The 16,354-nt window shown below is 52.3% G+C and carries 11 protein-coding genes; all 11 read right to left on the bottom strand.

Annotated features, from left to right (window positions below):
- Positions 1-2: 2 nt before the first annotated feature.
- The 11 genes from treS to IPG80_RS00550 all read right to left on the bottom strand — a co-directional run bounded on the left by treS (position 3) and on the right by IPG80_RS00550 (position 16,308).
- Positions 3-1,595 (bottom strand): maltose alpha-D-glucosyltransferase, encoded by a 1,593-nt coding sequence (gene treS, locus IPG80_RS00600; RefSeq protein WP_345101562.1) that lies wholly within the window; start codon positions 1,593-1,595, stop codon positions 3-5.
- A gap of 48 nt (positions 1,596-1,643) precedes the next feature.
- Entirely contained in the window at positions 1,644-2,513 is an 870-nt protein-coding gene (locus IPG80_RS00595; RefSeq protein ID WP_345101560.1) for a carbohydrate ABC transporter permease, read from the bottom strand.
- Positions 2,510-3,565 carry a sugar ABC transporter permease gene (locus IPG80_RS00590; RefSeq protein WP_345101558.1) on the bottom strand — a complete coding sequence of 352 codons (1,056 nt, stop codon included), beginning with the start codon at positions 3,563-3,565 and terminating at the stop codon, positions 2,510-2,512. The genes IPG80_RS00595 and IPG80_RS00590 overlap by 4 nt, the downstream gene beginning before the upstream one ends.
- Before the next feature lie 135 nt (positions 3,566-3,700).
- The gene (locus IPG80_RS00585; protein ID WP_345101555.1) at positions 3,701-5,092 is read right to left on the bottom strand and encodes an ABC transporter substrate-binding protein; all 1,392 of its coding nucleotides are present in this window, start codon (positions 5,090-5,092) and stop codon (positions 3,701-3,703) included.
- Between the two features lie 212 nt (positions 5,093-5,304).
- On the bottom strand, positions 5,305-7,398 hold the full coding sequence (locus IPG80_RS00580; RefSeq protein WP_345101553.1) for an alpha-galactosidase: 2,094 nt from the start codon (positions 7,396-7,398) through the stop codon (positions 5,305-5,307).
- Positions 7,399-7,488: 90 nt separating this feature from the next.
- Positions 7,489-8,493, bottom strand: coding sequence for a LacI family DNA-binding transcriptional regulator (locus IPG80_RS00575; RefSeq protein ID WP_345101551.1), 1,005 nt, complete (start codon positions 8,491-8,493; stop codon positions 7,489-7,491).
- 115 nt (positions 8,494-8,608) lie between these two features.
- Positions 8,609-10,930 carry a methyl-accepting chemotaxis protein gene (locus tag IPG80_RS00570; RefSeq protein ID WP_345101549.1) on the bottom strand — a complete coding sequence of 774 codons (2,322 nt, stop codon included), beginning with the start codon at positions 10,928-10,930 and terminating at the stop codon, positions 8,609-8,611.
- A gap of 58 nt (positions 10,931-10,988) precedes the next feature.
- Positions 10,989-13,241: a methyl-accepting chemotaxis protein gene (locus IPG80_RS00565; RefSeq protein ID WP_345101547.1), complete on the bottom strand. Its 2,253-nt coding sequence runs from the start codon at positions 13,239-13,241 to the stop codon at positions 10,989-10,991.
- A gap of 109 nt (positions 13,242-13,350) precedes the next feature.
- On the bottom strand, positions 13,351-13,803 hold the full coding sequence (locus tag IPG80_RS00560; RefSeq protein ID WP_345101545.1) for a chemotaxis protein CheW: 453 nt from the start codon (positions 13,801-13,803) through the stop codon (positions 13,351-13,353).
- 72 nt (positions 13,804-13,875) lie between these two features.
- Complete coding sequence (locus tag IPG80_RS00555) at positions 13,876-15,912, bottom strand: methyl-accepting chemotaxis protein (RefSeq protein ID WP_345101543.1); 2,037 nt, start codon at positions 15,910-15,912, stop codon at positions 13,876-13,878.
- Between the two features lie 216 nt (positions 15,913-16,128).
- Positions 16,129-16,308, bottom strand: coding sequence for a hypothetical protein (locus tag IPG80_RS00550; RefSeq protein WP_345101541.1), 180 nt, complete (start codon positions 16,306-16,308; stop codon positions 16,129-16,131).
- Between the last annotated feature and the right edge of the window lie 46 nt (positions 16,309-16,354).

Below are 16,354 nucleotides of genomic sequence, written 5' to 3'. Positions count from 1 at the left end.
TTCTAGAGTTTGATCCAAAGATAGGAATACGGTTGCAAGCTGACATGCGCATTCAAAATATATGGACGGTCTTCAAATAAATTTTGTCCGCTTGTTTGATATTCTGCAGGAATGTGCGCCACTTGAACATGCTCGCTCAAGTTATTGAGCACAAGGATCGCCTCATCGCCTTGTCCGCGCAGGTATGCCAACACCGCCGGGTTATCGGTCTCGACCCATTCCAATTGATTCCCGCCCAACGCCGCGTACTGTTTGCGCAGAGATATCATTTTCTGTATGGTTCGCAGCAAAGAATGCTGTGACTTCATCTGGTCGGCAACGTTCACCTTTAGATAGTGATAGTCGCCTTGTACCATTTCAGTGAAAGGTGTACCAGCGGAAAAACCAGCATGCAAAGAATCATCCCATTGCATGGGCGTGCGCACACCATGACGGTCTGGCAGGTTGAGGTTATCGCCCATGCCGATCTCATCGCCATAATAAAGGATGGGCGAACCGGGCAGGGTGAACAACAACGAATTGACCAACTCGATCTTCCGGCGATCATTGTTCAAAATGGGCGCCAATCGGCGGCGAATGCCCAAATTGAGAATCATCTTTTCTTCGGGCGCATATTCACGCCACATCAACTTGCGTTCTTCATCAGTCACCATTTCCAAGGTCAACTCATCGTGGTTACGCAGGAAGGTTGTCCACTGGCAGTTGGCAGGGATGACAGGTGTGTCGTTCAGGATCTTTACAATGGCACTCGCATCACCCTGCGCCAGCGCCAAATAGATGCGCGGCATGAGCGGGAAGTGAAATGCCATGTGGAATTCATCGCCATTGTCAAAGTACTGGATCAACTCGCGGGGCCACTGGTTGCTCTCTGCAAGCATGATCGCGTTGGGAAAATCTGCATCTATCATGCGGCGCATGCGCTTGAGGTAGGCATGCGTTTCGGGCAGGCTTTCGCAATTGGTGCCTTCACGTTCAAAAAGATAGGTAGGCGCATCCACACGGAACCCGTCAATGCCCATGCTCAACCAAAAGCGCACCACATTCAACATTTCGTCCTGCACGTTGGGGTTATCAAAGTTCAAATCGGGTTGAGTGGAATAAAAACGATGCCAGAAATACTGCACGGCTTTTTCGTCCCACGTCCAATTCGATGTTTCCACATCCTGAAAGATGATGCGCACGCCCGCATATTTTTTATCGTCGTCGTTCCAAACGTAATAATCACGATAAGGCGAGTTCTTATCAGCCCGCGCAGACTGGAACCAAGGATGCTCATCAGAAGTGTGATTCAGCACCAGGTCCGTGATGATACGGATGCCGCGCTGATGCGCCGCTTCAATCAAAGTCTTGAGCTGGTCTAGCGACCCATAGGTTTTATCCACGCTGTAATAGTCGGCAATGTCATAGCCATCGTCGCGCAATGGTGACGGGTAGATCGGCATGATCCAAATGCAGTCCACACCAAGGTCTTTGAGATAGTCGAGCTTCTCGGTCAGACCTTGTAGATCGCCGTGACCATCGCCATCGCTATCCTTAAATGCGCGGACAGAAATTTCATAAAAAACTGCGTTCTTGTACCAGAGAGAATTCGTCATATATAAAAAGTGGACTGGTTGCCCAGTCCACTTGTCCATTCGGAAAGTTTAGCCTTTGACTGAGCCTGCCAGCAAACCGCGAACAATAAAGCGCTGCAAGCTGAAGAAAACGATCAACGGAATGATCAAGGAGACGAAAGAGCCAGCCGCCACATCCTGCCAGCCTTCTCCATATTGACCCAGAAGCCTGAGCAAACGATAGGTCATCACCGCTTTTTGCTCACCTACGAAGATGAAGGCGATCAGATAATCATTCCATACCCATAGGAATTGGAAGATCGCAAAAGAAGCGAGCGCAGGCATGGACATGGGCAAGACCAATTTCCAGAAGATCTGGTAATAGCTGGCACCATCCACAGTGGCGGCTTCGATCAGTTCCTTGGGCAGGGTCATCATGTAATTACGCAACGTGTAGATCGCCAATGGCATCGAGAAGGCGCTATGCACGATCCATGCGCTGACGTAAGTACCGGTCAATTCAATATCAAAGGTGCGTTGCAACCAGACCATTCCACGCAGTACCGGAATAAGGGAGGATTGCAACGGGATCACCATCAATGCCACCAACAGTGCAAAGAAGAACTCCTTGCCTTTGAAGTTCAAAAAGGTGAATGCAAATGCAGCATTGGCGGCAATCATCAACGGCAAAATGGTGGAAGGGACAGCCACTGCAATGGTGTTTACCAACGAGTCCAACATGCCGCTTGCGAGTGAGTTCTGATAGGCTTCAAATGTCCATGGGGTAGTGAGCGGGGCAGCTAACGCCTCCCACCAGGGAGAGACTTCAGCGAGGTCACGCGGACGTAGGGAGGTGATCAACAACCCAAGGGTAGGCGCAGACCATACTGCCACCAAAATAAGCATGGCAATTGTGCTGCCCAGACTCGTCCTTCGAAGGAAGTGGTTAACCTTGTTCATCGCAAAGACTCCTGTTGTCGCACTGTCCGAATTTGCAGCCACATCAAAGGCGCGATCAATACAACCAGAATGGTCACCACTGCAGAGGCAGGGCCGAGATTGGAATTCTCAAAGAACTCTTTGTACCATTCAAAGGCGAGCACACTGGTGGTGAAGTTACCACGTGTCATGGAGAGCACAATGTCGAAGATCTTCATGACCATGATCAGGATCGTCACGAAGACCGACATGACCGTTCCCCAAACCTGCGGAAGGACCACTCTGAAGAAAACCTGCCATGAATTCGCGCCATCCAGTTGTGCAGCTTCGAGGGTCTCTACAGGAACATTTTTTATTGCGGCTGAAATGACTACCATGGCATACCCACCCTGCAGCCAGATGATGACTACCATAAGCAGGAATGAGTTCAAGCGTCCCTTATCAATGGTCAGCCAGGGTTGAGCATCTCCACCAAAGAGCTGTACCAATGCATTTAATAAACCAACTTCCGGGCGGCCAGGCGGAACAAACGAGTAAAAATAAGCCCAAATGGTCGAAGCCGCCACAAAACTGATCGCCATGGGCATAAAAATCAAGGACTTAAATACTCTTTCGCGCTTTGGTCCCACCTGATTGGTCAGGGTGGCTGTTGCCGTGCCAACAATAACTGTAGCAGCAGGTACAACCAACACCCACAACAAGTTGTTGAGCAGGATGTCCATAAAACGGTCATCCAAAATACGATCATCCGCTACAAAAACAGCCCCTTCTTCCTTTTTTACTTCAATTTTGTCGGGTTTTACTTCATCGGTAAAAATTTCAACGTAATTCTTGAATCCCACCCATTCCTTGGCATTGTCGCTCTTGAACGACCAAGTCACTGTTTGAACAAGAGGAGCCACAAGAACAAGGATCACCAATAGTGCAGCTGGCAGCAGGAAAGCCATCCAGTTGACCTTACGATAAATGCGCTCTGGCAGAAGGGAAAGCAGAAAATTAAGCAGCCAAAATACCCCATAACTAGCTGCCACACCAATCACAATGGAAACCAAACCAAAGATTAAATCGCTCATTTCTCAATCTCCATTTTTTAGGGGGCTTCACCGGCATTCAGCCGTTTTTTTATTGAGCGAGTGCTAAAAGATCGTGGCACCGACTCCACATTAGACCAAGAGCCGGTGCCACTATTTTACCTAGTTACAGTACGATTACGGGTACTTGCTGTCAATGCGTTCGGCAGCTTCAGCCCAGGTGGCGCGACCGGCAACATAGTCGGTACCGGCAGCCCAGAACTCAGCGTTCACTTCAGCGGGCATCTGATCGGAGGCGTCGAAGCCGAAAACTGCAGCACTGGCAAGAGCTTCACCGATCTTCTTCTGCATTTCGTTCGGGTAGAGGGAGGAGTCGAAGGTCTTGTGCGGGGAGAGGTCACCGGTGGCAACCTGGTACTTCAACACTTCGGGGCTGAAGATAAAGGCTGCAACCTTGGCAACATCCTGGTCCACGTGACCCTGGAAGACAGCAGCGAGGTCACCACCACCGATCACGCCAGCCTGACCACCTTCAGGAGTGGGGATCGGGAAGACATCGAGGTGGCTATAGTCACCAGCTTTGACTTCAGCCTGAATATCTTCGGGCATGAAGGAAACGATGAAGGAACCCTGGCGCAGCATGAAGCATTGACCTTCAGCAGCACCATTGGCGAACAAGGCAGCGTTGTCACCGAAGCTGGTGGTCGCCATGGCAACACCACCACCATTTACCTGACCTTCAGCGAGAAGGCGGGCGGCAATGAGATCGGCGGCAGCAGTAATTTCAGGGGAAGCAAAGTCAACTTCGCCAGAAATCCACTGAGCGTACACTTCCGGTCCGTTCAAAGAGAGGACATATTGTTCCATCCAATCGGTGAAGGGCCAGCCAGTGGCGCCGCCAGATTCGATACCAGCACACCAAGGAGAACCGGCGCCATCTGCAATGATCTGAGCCTCAAGGGCAACCAATTCGGCTTCAGTGGTCGGCACAGCGTAACCCGCAGCTTCAAAAGCGGAGGGGTTGTAGAAAACGAGGGATTTCTGATTGGCAGAAACTGGAAGTCCGTAGAGCTTGCCATCCACAACAGCCAGAGTGTCCCAACCGGGCACCAAAGTGGACTGAGGAATGCTCACGTCAATGACTTCGTCCAACGGAACGAGCACATCAACCAAGCCCTTCAAACCACCGGGCTGAGGCCACATGGCAATATCGGGTTCCTGACCGGCTTCGATCTTCACTTTGATGTCGGTGTCGAAGCTGGCGAGGGAAGTGAAGGTGACTTCAATACCATTGGCTTCACCGAACTCGGTAAGAGCCTGTTGGAAGGCAGCAGCCTGAGCTTCGCCATATCCGCCAAAGATCTCAACTTTGCCATCGCCTTCAGGAAGCGCGGAGGCTTCTTCAGCGGCGGGAGCTTCGGTTGCAGCAGCAGGAGCTTCTGTAGCGGCGGGAGCTTCGGTTGCAGCAGGAGCTTCAGTGGCGACAGCGCCGCCACCACATGCCGCAAGCAGCATGGAGGCCAGAACGAACAGGCTCATAACAGACCATAACAGGGATTTCTTATTCATTGTTCTCCTCTTTTGTTTTGAAAAAATTTTACAGTTGGCCAAACACATTTTTTCTTACACCCCTTCTCAATGCAAACACCTAAGTAAACATTGAGAAGGGAATGAAAGTGTTATCGTGAAAGCACTTTCATTCACGTAATATAGCACCTTCCCCATCAAGAGTCAAGAGGGAATTTTTGGGGTCGGGAATGATTTGTGAGGAGAGGCGGGTTTCAGCTTTGAGTGAGGCGGGTGATTCTTATCACCTTGCTTTGCAGATTCTTCAACTCCACCCGCACCCCCGCTTCCATCCATGCCAAGCCAGAGCGGGGTTGATCAAAACCTTCGATGCTGTATAAGGCTTCGGGGTCGAGCCCGCGCAAATGGATCACAGGGAAACGGAACGGGTCGGGGATGAGCGTACGAAAGACGAACAACACGCCTTCGCTTTTGTCCTTGCTGATGTATTGCACCGCCGAGTAATTATTTTTTTGCGGCGCGATGAGGCGATACTGGTCACCAAATTGGATGATGTGCCGGATCGATTTATACAACTCAATGCAATCGGCTCCCATCTGACGTTCAGCCTGATTCCATTCCAGTAAGTTTCCGCCTACGCCGAGAGAACCGCACATGCTCACATGAAAACGAAACTCAAGCGGCACAGTCTCTTTGCCCCAATCGGTGACCCAGGCTTCCATGGTGATGGCAGGCATGAATTGCGAGAAGCCTTCTTGAATGGAAAGACGCTTGGTCGCTTCAGTGTTATCACTGACCCAAACCTGATCGGCAAATTGCAGGATGCCGAAATCGGGTCGTCCGCCGCCGCTGGCGCAGCTTTGCCAAATCACATTCGGGTGCCGCCGACGCAGTTCACCCCACACGCGATACAAGCCATAGACATAGCGCACCCACAACTCACGCGGGTCACCGGGCGCATCTTGCCAACCCGGTTCACTGGCGGGACGGTTCATGTCCCATTTGATGAAGGCGATGTTGTTCTCGCTGAGAATTTTATCGAGTGTGGTGATGATGTAATCTTGCACATCGACGCGCGCCATGTTGAGGATGAGTTGATTGCGGGCTTCGGTGCGCGCACGGGTCGGGAAGTGAATCACCCAATCGGGATGAGCGCGGTACAAGTCGCTATCGGGGTTGACCATCTCCGGCTCGACCCATAAGCCAAAGTCCATGCCGAGGTCGTTGACTCGTTTGATCAAGCCGCCGAGCCCGTTCGGGAATTTTTTCGCATCTGGGAACCAATCGCCCAGACCGGCATTGTCCCAGTTGCGGTTATGGAACCAGCCATCGTCCATGACGAAGAGTTCCACGCCCATGTTCGCGGCGATCTCGGCAAGGTTGGCTTGCGAGGTTTCGTCCACGTTGAAGAGAGTCGCTTCCCATGAGTTGTAAAGGATCTTGTGCAGCACTTTGCCATGCGGCAGGAGTTCATTGCGCACATAATCATGGAAGATGCGGCTGGCGTCGCCGAATCCGTTCGGGGTGTAGCCGGAAATAGCAGAAGGTGTAACGAGCGGTTCATTCGGCTTGAGTTGCCAGGCGAAGTCCCAATCGTTGAGCCCGATGCTCAGGCGGGTGGACGCATACTCGGTCACTTCGGCGGTGATCTTGAAATTGCCGCTCCAAGCGAGGGTGCCGAAGAACACGTCACCGTGATTTTCGCTAGCCTCTCTTTCAACCGTGAACCAAGGCACGGCGCGATGACTTGGGATGATGCGGCGGCTTTCAATGACCTTTAAGCCGGGTGTGAGTATTTCGCGCTGCATGTTGAACTCGTCAATGTGACGCCCATACATGTGTGTGAGTGAGTAGCCGTTTCCGTGAGGGAAGGTCCACTTGGCGGAGAAGGCGCGCTCGACTGAGATGGATTCGGTGCCGAGGTTTTCGAGCGTGACCCAGCGTTCGATCAGGTCATATTCTTCATGGATGCGGTAATGGAGAGTCAACTGCAGCGGGTAGGCTGAGTCTTTGAAGCGCAGGGCAAGCTCCGGCTGGGGTGAGCCGCCGGTTTTAAAATCCACAAGAGAAAGAACTACATCCCGCACACCATCAGCGAAGGTTACTTTGAGAGTCGGGTCAGTATATTTGGTGCCCGCATAGCCAGGATATTCTTCAGGGATGAAATGATCGTATCCATCCGTAGATGCCCAGCCTGACGGTTCGAAAGGCGCGGGATAATCCTTGACGAAGGGCAGACGTTTGCCCCAGTAACAATGCGAGAGCAGGTTGGATTTGTTGAGACCAAAGGCGTAGGCGCTGTGACGTGTTTCAAGGATCCAGTAGTTGGGGGAAGTGTGAATAGGCATGAGAACCTCTGTAAGGATGGAAAATAGAGAATGCAGAAAGATGAATTTCAAAGCCATTCATCATTCTGCATTCTTCTTTCATCAATTCATTTATGCGGTTTGACGCTCAATGAGCGTAAGCGGTAGGTGAATGTGCTGCGCCGGGCGGGAGGGATCGTCGATGCGCGAGAGCAGAATTTCCACGGCCAAGCGGCCCGACTCATCGAGGTGCTGTCGGATGGTGGTCAGGTCGGTATAGTCGGCAAGGTCGAGGTCATCGAAACCCACAATGGCAAGCTGCTCGGGCACCTGCACTTTCATCGTGCGCGCGGCTTTGAGCACCCCCAATGCCTGGAAATCGGTTGCAGCAAAAATGGCGGTCGGCGGGTTGGGCAGGTTGAGCAATTCATTGGCCACACGCAGGGTCTGCTCCTGGGTGTAGGGGGCCAGGCGGACAAATTCATCGGGGATCTCAATGCCCGCATTTTGAAGCGACTGCCGGAATCCCGAAAGGCGCAGGCTGACAGGGTGAATGGCATACTCGGGCAGGTCGGTGTCGCCAAGGAAAGCGATACGGCGATGTCCCTTTTTGATAAGGTAGTCTGCCGCAATGCGCCCGCCTTCCACATCGTCGATCTCCACACTGCTGAGAGTGGGGTGCGGATATTCGATGAGGACAGCCGGGATGTTGTATTTGGTCAGGCGGTGGGCATTCTCTTCGCTAATGGACAAAGACATGATGATCAGTCCATCTAGGTTGCTGGTAAGGGGAATGGAAGCGAAGTAGTTTTCCAATTGAGCGGCCGATTCGACCGTGTACACCACCAGTTCGTAGTTGGCCTTTGATAAAGCCGAGGCAACACCCCTCAACCTCTGCACGAACGACGGGGCGGTAAAGAACGGAGTGAGAACCCCGATCCTTCCCGTGTTACGCATGGCACGGGCGCGTGCTTCCGCTTTGGGCATAAACCCCAGCTTGTCGATCGCCTCGATCACCCGTTTGTGGGTTTCGGCATTCACTTTATCGGGAGCATTAAGAACGCGTGAAATGGTGGAAATACTTACGCCAGATAATTCTGCTACATCATAAATGGTGGGAGTCTTTTTTCTGGGCATATAATTCTCATGAAAGAGATATGAAAGCATTTTCAGTTTAGCACATCGAATCGAAGTGCGTCAATGCTAATATGCGGTCAGAAATGGACCACCACCATCTTCGGTTGTAAGTTTTTTAGTTTAGTTTAAATTGTTGGACAATTTCCTGCAGCGATCTTGCCATGTTGCGGAGGGATTGAGCCGAGGCGGTGACCTCACCCACTTGGGCGCTCATCTCCTCGGTCGAGGCGCTGACCTCTTCGATCGCCGCGCTATTCTGTTCGGAGACTGCCGCAATATTCTCGATGGCGCGCGTCATTTCAGACATCCCGGTGCTCATCACATCCATTGCACTGACGTTCCCCTGCGCCACGCCGCCGACATCCTCCATTGAAACGACCAACTGCCCTGAAGCGGTTCTCATCTTCGCCGCGCCGCTGTTCGCCTGCTCGGCCTGCCGGTACACTTCTTCCGCGGCTTTGAGAATATCTTCAAGAGCCTTGCCTGCTTCATTGGCAAGCTTCACTCCGTTGGCTACTTCCTCCCCGCCTTCATCCATGGCAACCACCGCTTCTGAAACGGTGCGCTGAATGTTCTTGATCAGCCCGCCGATCTCCTTGGTGGCATTCCCCGCCCGTTCGGCGAGTTTGCGAACCTCATCGGCAACCACGGCAAAGCCTTTACCATGCACTCCGGCGCGCGCCGCTTCAATGGCGGCATTCAAAGCAAGCAGGTTGGTCTGGCTGGCAATGTCTTCGATGGTTTCGAGGATCACATCGATCTGGTCTGAAAGCACACCCATTTGAGCCACCCGCTGGGCGGATAATTGAACCTTGGACTTGATCTGCTCCATGCCTTTGACCGTTCCCGTCACGGTCTTGGAACCTGCGCGGGCAGCTTCAGCTGCGCCGGCAGAGACCGTGGTCACCGCCTGGGCATTCCCGGCCACCTGCTGAATGGTCTCGTTAATCTGGCTGGTGATCGATGTCGCTGTGGTAACAGATGCAGCCTGAGCCTGCGCACCGCGAGTCACGGTCGTGATCGTCTGCGACATCTGCTCCACCGAGCTGGCGGTATGGGTCACTGATTCTGTTTCCATCGTGATTCCGCGCGCCACCTGCTGAACGGTAGTGGCGATCTGGGTTGTAGCCTGTCCTGCCTGGTCGGCAGAGATCGCCAACTGATCAGAGGCGAGCGTAAGTGTGTTTGCGCTTTCCGCCACCCGTTGAACGGCAGAATGCAGGCTTTCGATCATATCCTTGAAGGCCTGCCCCAAAACATCTCTTTCGGACTTAGGTTGGATATGCCCCGTGAGATTCCCCTTTGAGATCAAGTTAGCTGCATCGGCCATTTCTTTTTGATAGCCAACGATTTGACGAATGGAATCGGCAAGCACACCATACTCGTCCCGGCTGACGTAGTTAAGAGTCTGATCAATGTCACCCATCGCGAGTTTATTGGCTGTCTCCGCCATCGCCCGGATCGGACGAGTGATCCCGCGGGCGATAAGAAAAGCAACCAGCCCGATCAAGAAAATTGAACTGACGATCATGATAAGGCTGATATTGGCAAGTCTCGTGGCGGGAGCGTACGCCTCGGAAGTCTGCACCTCGGTCACCAAACCAAGGTTCAAATCAGAAAGCCATGTGTACCTCCCGATCACTTCCTTGCCCACATAGTTGTCATAAATTCCGTTGCCCGATCTGGCGGCTTGCAGTTCTTTGCTTGCAACCGTCTCAAGCTGATACACCAATTCGGCAGTCTCTTTGATCATTCCCTTTTCGCGCATCTCGATCACAAAGCGGGGTGAAGTGACAAAATAGCCATCGGAGTTAAGCAGGTAGCTTTCAGATGTCTTGCCTGTTCGATTTTTGACAAGCAGTTGGGTGATGGAATTGATGGTGATCGTCTCTCCGATCACGCCCATGATCAGCCCATCCTTGGACCTGACAGGCGATGCAAAAACAATGATCGTGTTCCCGGTGGCTTTGGAAACCAGCGGCTCAGAGATAACCACCCGGCCGGTGATCGCTTCTTTGAAATATTCACGTTCATGAACATCCAGCGGTATGTCGTTGGAGATGGCAATGGTCTTCCCATCCAAACCTGTAAGGAATATCGTCTCGTAATTGCCCCACAGGTGGTAATACTGTTTGATCGCAGCATCGGCAGTCACCGGGTCCATGGATGAGATCCTGGCTACGCCGGCAAGGGTTACGATATCCTGCCTTCTTTCGTTCGCCCATGAAGAAAGAAAAGTGATCTGATCCCTTTCCACAACCTGCAGATTCACATCGGCGGCATTATCCAAAGCGGACTTGGCAACGTAATAGCTGACAATGGAATTAACAAGGATCGGAAGTGTACCGATCAATAAAAGGATCAGCAGCAGCTTGCCAAGAAATGAATATCGGAGCGGGATGCGAATGCTTGATTCGATGGGCTGGGTTGTGTTCATGGTATTACCTCTGGTTTTGACGTTTTACGATCTTCAAGTCCTATCAATAAACTGCAAATTATTTTTGAAACTTAAATCGGGCGATCTCGTGAGCCAACTGTTTGGCCATCTCCATCAGCGAGTTGGCAGAAGCAGAGACTTCCTCCACCTGGGCTGAGACATCTTCGGTCATGGCTGCCACCTGCTCAATGGATGCAGTATTGGTTTCGCCGATCCGGGAAATGTTCTCGATCGACTGGGTTAGCTCAGAAGAGTTTGCGTCCATTTCCTCTGTTGCCGCGGTATTTTCTTCGATCACGGCAGAGACCGCATCCACAGATTCCACAAGTTCTGATGCCGCGGCGCTGACCTTCGCGGCGGCGCGCCCGGCATCTTCTGCCTGCTTGTAAACAGACTCAGCCGAAGCCAGAATATCATCGAGCATCATGCCCGCCGAATTGGCGCGTGACACACCGGCATTCACTTCATCCGCGGATTCTTTCATAGCGTTCACGGCTTCACCCACAGTGCGTTGAATTCCCTGGATCAAACTCGCGATCTCTTTGGTGGCCAGGCTTGAGCGCTCTGCCAGTTTGCGAACCTCATCTGCAACCACGGCGAAGCCCTTGCCCTGCTCTCCAGCGCGGGCGGCTTCAATGGCAGCGTTCAAAGCCAACAGATTAGTCTGCCCGGCAATGTCTTCAATGGTCTCCAGAATGGTTCCGATCTCTTCTGAGCGCGCTCCCATTTCCTTGACCTTTGAAGAGGAAAGCTCCACCTTGCCGCGGATCACTTCCATGCCCATGATGGTTTCTTTGACCGTTCTGGCGCCGTCACGCGTATGACTGGCCGCATTGGCCGAGTCGCGGGTAACGGCTTGAGCATTTTGTGTGACCTGCTCTATGGCGGTGCTGATATTCGATGTGACAAGGGAAGCCCTGCCGATGGCCTGCGCCTGTTCCTGCGCCCCACGGGCCACCCCGTCAATGGCGCGATTCAATTGCTCGACCGAACCAGCAGTTTTAGACACACCTTCGGCTTGCTGAATAATGCCTGTCGTCACCTGCTGGGTGGTGGCAGCGATCTGATTCGCCGCATCGCCCGATTGGCTGGAAGCCATGGCGAGAGAACTCGATGCGAGAGTCAACTCATCTGCATTCTGCGCCATTTTTCTGATCAGACTTTGAAGGTTCTCCACCATGCTCGAAAATGCGAGTCCCAGTTCATCTGCATCGCTGCGCGGAGTGACTTGAACGGTCAAATCTCCAGATGCGATCTGGCTTGCAAAGCCGGCCATTTCCTGCAAATACTGCACTGTGCTGTTGAAGCCTTCTCCGGCGATCCCCATTTCGTCTGAACGGCGGACGATGTTTTCTTTCACCTCATCTGAAATATTCCAATGCAGATCGCCTACGCGCAAGTTCTGCAATCCACTGGCCATCGCATGGACGGGGGTACGGATGTTTTTGGTAATGACAAATCCCAACCAGGCAGAAATGAGGACTCCCAAAATACCCGTGATCAACATCCGAACGGATGAAGAGTCAAAGGTACGATTAGCTTCCTGCTGGGATAGATTCGCGAGGTCCTGATTAAGAACGACCAGATGATTGATCGAATTTTCAACTTCGCCCTGACTGATGAGGGCGTCTCCGCCCACCACCCGATGCAGGGAATCTTGTGATTCTCCATCACCGGCTTTTATGATCAGGTCATTAATGATCGCTTGATAGCTCTCCCACGCTGCGTCGAAAACAGCGAGTTCATTTTTCTCTTCGGCGGTCAAAAACGGATTGCTGCGGTATTCCAAAATGATCTCGTTGATACGAGCCACTTCAGCTCTGATGTTTTTCTCGACCTGATCATGTTGTTTTTGGATCACATCGGCCGGGTGACACACGGCGCAATCCTGCACGTTGGTCATATCGGTCGTTGACCGCCCGTGCTGTAGATCCTTTGCCTGCTCCGAATGACAAGCCACGCAGCGGTTGATATCCCCTGCCTCAACACCTTCCTTGAGGTGGTGCTCGCCGGTGGTCTCTGAAACATGGCAAACCCCGCATTGCAGATCGCTCTGGCTGTCTGCCGCCTTGGGTTCGGGAATCTGCAGGTACAACTGCACGTTGCTTTTTATCTGTCCGAGGAGAGCCTTCGCTTCGCCCAGATTTTGAATGGGAATGGTGTGATCGGCATACATGCTCACCATTCCCTGATTCAACTGGCTAAGATCAAAATAGCCGAAAGTAATGGAAGCGGCCATGATCAAAACGATGATGAAAAAACTTCCACCCAATTTCAGACCAATGGACAAATTGCCCAAAATTCGATCCATACGAACCGTCCTTCAATGCTGAAGGCTCCTGACATTCAAACACCAACACAAGGATCTGTCAGACCGCCCCCAATTTCGCTTGTTAACGCTGCAAAATTGCGCTCAGTGACTACACAACCAGAGCTTCCAAAGATTTCTGTTCTTCAAGATTCAAAACCTTGCTCAACTCCAACAAAATGATCAGGCGGTTTTCAAGGCGCACGATGCCCTTCAGAAAAGCCGAATCCACCGAGTTAACCAGCGGGGGCAAAGGCTCGATCGATTCGTCCGAGATCCTCAACACCTCCGAAACACCATCCACTACCACACCTACTTTGACCGTGCCCATCGTAACAATGATGATGCGGGTCTGCCGGGTATCTTCCTTGGTCTCTAACGCAAAGCGGGTCCGGAGGTCGATCACCGGTAATACGCTGCCGCGCAAGTTCGTAACACCTTTCACGTATTTGGGCGTTTGCGGGAGCTGCGTGATCGCCTGCACCTTGATGATGCTCTCGACCAGCGCGATATTGATCCCGTAAAATTCATTGGCGAGTTCAAAAACCACAAGTTGCTGTTCCATGTTTTATCTCCAGATCTTTGCAGCGAATTTGATGGGAGGATTTCCAATTTCTGGGAAACCCTCCCTCTCAATTTATTTGGTCGATTCGGTACCCAGCTTGAAGCGGGAAACGATCTGTGCGAGCTGGCGGGCCATATCCATCATGGATGTAGCCGAAGCGGAGACTTCTTCCACCTGAGCGGAGACTTCCTCTGTGGAAGCAGAGACTTCTTCAACAGACGCGCTATTCTCTTCGCTGACGCTGGCGATGTTCTCGATCGACTGGGTCAACTCTGATGAATTCGCCGCCATTTCTTCAGTGGCCGCGGTGTTCTCTTCAATGACCGCAGAGACCGCATCCACTGCTTCTACGAGTTCCGTGGCCGCTGCGCTTACCTTGGCCGCGGCGCCGCCTGCATCTTCAGCCTGCTTGTAAACCGATTCAGCCGCAACGAGGATGTTCTTCAGCACCTCGCCAGCAGAATTGGCGCGTAACACGCCGGCTTCCACTTCACTGGCTGAGTCTTTCATGGCACCCACCGCTTCATTGACCGTCTTCTGAATGCCCTTGATCAATGTAGCGATCTCTTTGGTGGCAAGGCTGGAACGTTCGGCAAGTTTGCGAACTTCATCAGCCACCACAGCAAAGCCCTTACCCTGTTCACCTGCGCGGGCGGCTTCAATCGCGGCATTGAGAGCCAACAGATTGGTCTGGCTGGCGATGTCTTCGATGGTTTCCACGATCGCGCCAATCTCTTCGGAGCGCACACCCATCTCTTCCACCTTGGTCGCGGAGAGTCCCACCTTGGTGCGGATGGCTTCCATACCGGCAATCGTTTCCTGCACGGTCTTCGCGCCGTTGCGTGAATAGCTCGCCGCTTCAGCGGAATCTCTGGTGACAGATTGGGCATTGCTGGCAACCTGTTCAATGGCGGTGCTGATGCGTGAGGTGACCTGCGAGGCCTTGCTGATCGCAGAAGCCTGTTCCTGAGCGCCCTTTGCCACACCTTCGATCGCGCGGTTCATTTGCTCCACCGAGGCAGAGGTCTTGGTCACGCCGGTGGTCTGCTGGGTAATTCCCTGGGCCACTTGTTGAATGGTAGTGGCGATCTGTCTGGTGGCGTCTCCAGATTGTTCCGAAGCAGAAGCCAACTGCGCTGCCGCGGCAGAGACCGCGTTGGCGCTCGAAGCGACCTGTCCAACTGCATCACGCAGTCCGGCGATCATCTTGGCGAAGGCATTTCCAAGTTCATCTTTTTCAGAATTGGGTTTGACCATCACGGTCAGGTCGTTACCGGCAATGGATGTGGCGGCGGCGCCCATCCCCTGCATGTAATTGATCAAGGCATCGAAAGCTTTGCCGATCGCGCCGATCTCATCCTTGCGCAGGCGTACCTTGTCTTTTTCAGCATCGCTCACATCACGGACCAGGTCACCCACCGAAAGCAGGTTGGACATTCTTGTCACGATCGCCAACGGGTTGGCGATGCTGTTGGCAATGACCAGACCAAATCCCATGGCGAGCACCACAGCCACTACAGCCACAACGATCATGATCGTTGTGGCTTGATCGGCGGCCGCAGTATTTCCATCGGCGGTCTCACCGGCTTGCGTAACCTTCATTACTTCCATCGCATCAATGCTTGCCTCAACCGCCTTTGCGCTGGCAAAAGCATCGCCGCGCATTAACAAAAGGGCTTCATCGCTTTTACCCGCGGTGTACAGATCCACGATGCGATCACGGTAGCCGACAAATTCTTCATAGGCCGCCTGATAATCATCATATAACTTTCTCATTTCGTCGGTGAGGATCAGCTTCTCGTATTCAGCCGAGGTTGTATCGATCTCGCCGGCCAGTTCATTGATGGTGTTGATATATTTCTGACCTTCTTTGGTATCCGGGGTTAGGAGCATATCACGCAGATTGACCCGTGTCCGCTGAAAAGAGACAGACAGGTCAGCCAGCTGACTGATGGGCACGGTATTGTTCTTGTACAAACGGGTATCCGCCGCATCGATCTGGCGGATGTAAACGATCCCGATAACCCCCACTGCAGCAGTCATAATGGCGATGATCAAAAAACTGCCGATCAGTTTCACACTTGTCTTCAAGTTGTTGAGAAAATTCATTTGCACGATCTCCTTTGTGGGTATTTCAGTGATCAGGCTTCAGTCAAAGATTCCGGCAAAACTTAATCAGCGCAGAAACAGACGCCTGCCAAATTAATCCCATTGTATGAATGGAATTTTTTTTCATAATAAAAATCAAGAGAAGAAACCGTTAAATTCCTGTAAATCTTTTTTATGCAAAAAGCCCAACCAACGGGTGGTTGAGCTTCCACATGATCAAGCCGGCTCGAACATCATGACCGGAATTTGAACCGGCAGCGGTATCCACTCGGTCTGGTCAATTTTTTCAGCCAGCCCAATATTGAAGACGCACTGCGTGCAGGTCTTCATCGCGTCCGCAAGCAGGCAGCATTTGCAATTCGCAATATAGGATATGATCTTTTCTTCTTCAGTCATGGTGTTCTCCTTTCGTTGATCATTCGGCAGCGACACAGGTGTGCTG

The sequence above is a fragment of the Candidatus Villigracilis vicinus genome (assembly GCF_016702885.1).
Lineage (GTDB): Bacteria > Chloroflexota > Anaerolineae > Anaerolineales > Villigracilaceae > Villigracilis > Villigracilis vicinus.
This window is presented reverse-complemented; position numbering and strand designations above follow the sequence as displayed.

Excerpts from the sequence above, each read along its gene's own strand:
- treS (WP_345101562.1), bottom strand. The coding sequence starts at position 1,595 with ATGACGAATTCTCTCTGGTACAAGAACGCAGTTTTTTATGAAATTTCT.
- IPG80_RS00595 (WP_345101560.1), bottom strand. The coding sequence starts at position 2,513 with ATGAACAAGGTTAACCACTTCCTTCGAAGGACGAGTCTGGGCAGCACA.
- IPG80_RS00590 (WP_345101558.1), bottom strand. The coding sequence starts at position 3,565 with ATGAGCGATTTAATCTTTGGTTTGGTTTCCATTGTGATTGGTGTGGCA.
- IPG80_RS00585 (WP_345101555.1), bottom strand. The coding sequence starts at position 5,092 with ATGAATAAGAAATCCCTGTTATGGTCTGTTATGAGCCTGTTCGTTCTG.
- IPG80_RS00580 (WP_345101553.1), bottom strand. The coding sequence starts at position 7,398 with ATGCCTATTCACACTTCCCCCAACTACTGGATCCTTGAAACACGTCAC.
- IPG80_RS00575 (WP_345101551.1), bottom strand. The coding sequence starts at position 8,493 with ATGCCCAGAAAAAAGACTCCCACCATTTATGATGTAGCAGAATTATCT.
- IPG80_RS00570 (WP_345101549.1), bottom strand. The coding sequence starts at position 10,930 with ATGAACACAACCCAGCCCATCGAATCAAGCATTCGCATCCCGCTCCGA.
- IPG80_RS00565 (WP_345101547.1), bottom strand. The coding sequence starts at position 13,241 with ATGGATCGAATTTTGGGCAATTTGTCCATTGGTCTGAAATTGGGTGGA.
- IPG80_RS00560 (WP_345101545.1), bottom strand. The coding sequence starts at position 13,803 with ATGGAACAGCAACTTGTGGTTTTTGAACTCGCCAATGAATTTTACGGG.
- IPG80_RS00555 (WP_345101543.1), bottom strand. The coding sequence starts at position 15,912 with ATGAATTTTCTCAACAACTTGAAGACAAGTGTGAAACTGATCGGCAGT.
- IPG80_RS00550 (WP_345101541.1), bottom strand. The coding sequence starts at position 16,308 with ATGACTGAAGAAGAAAAGATCATATCCTATATTGCGAATTGCAAATGC.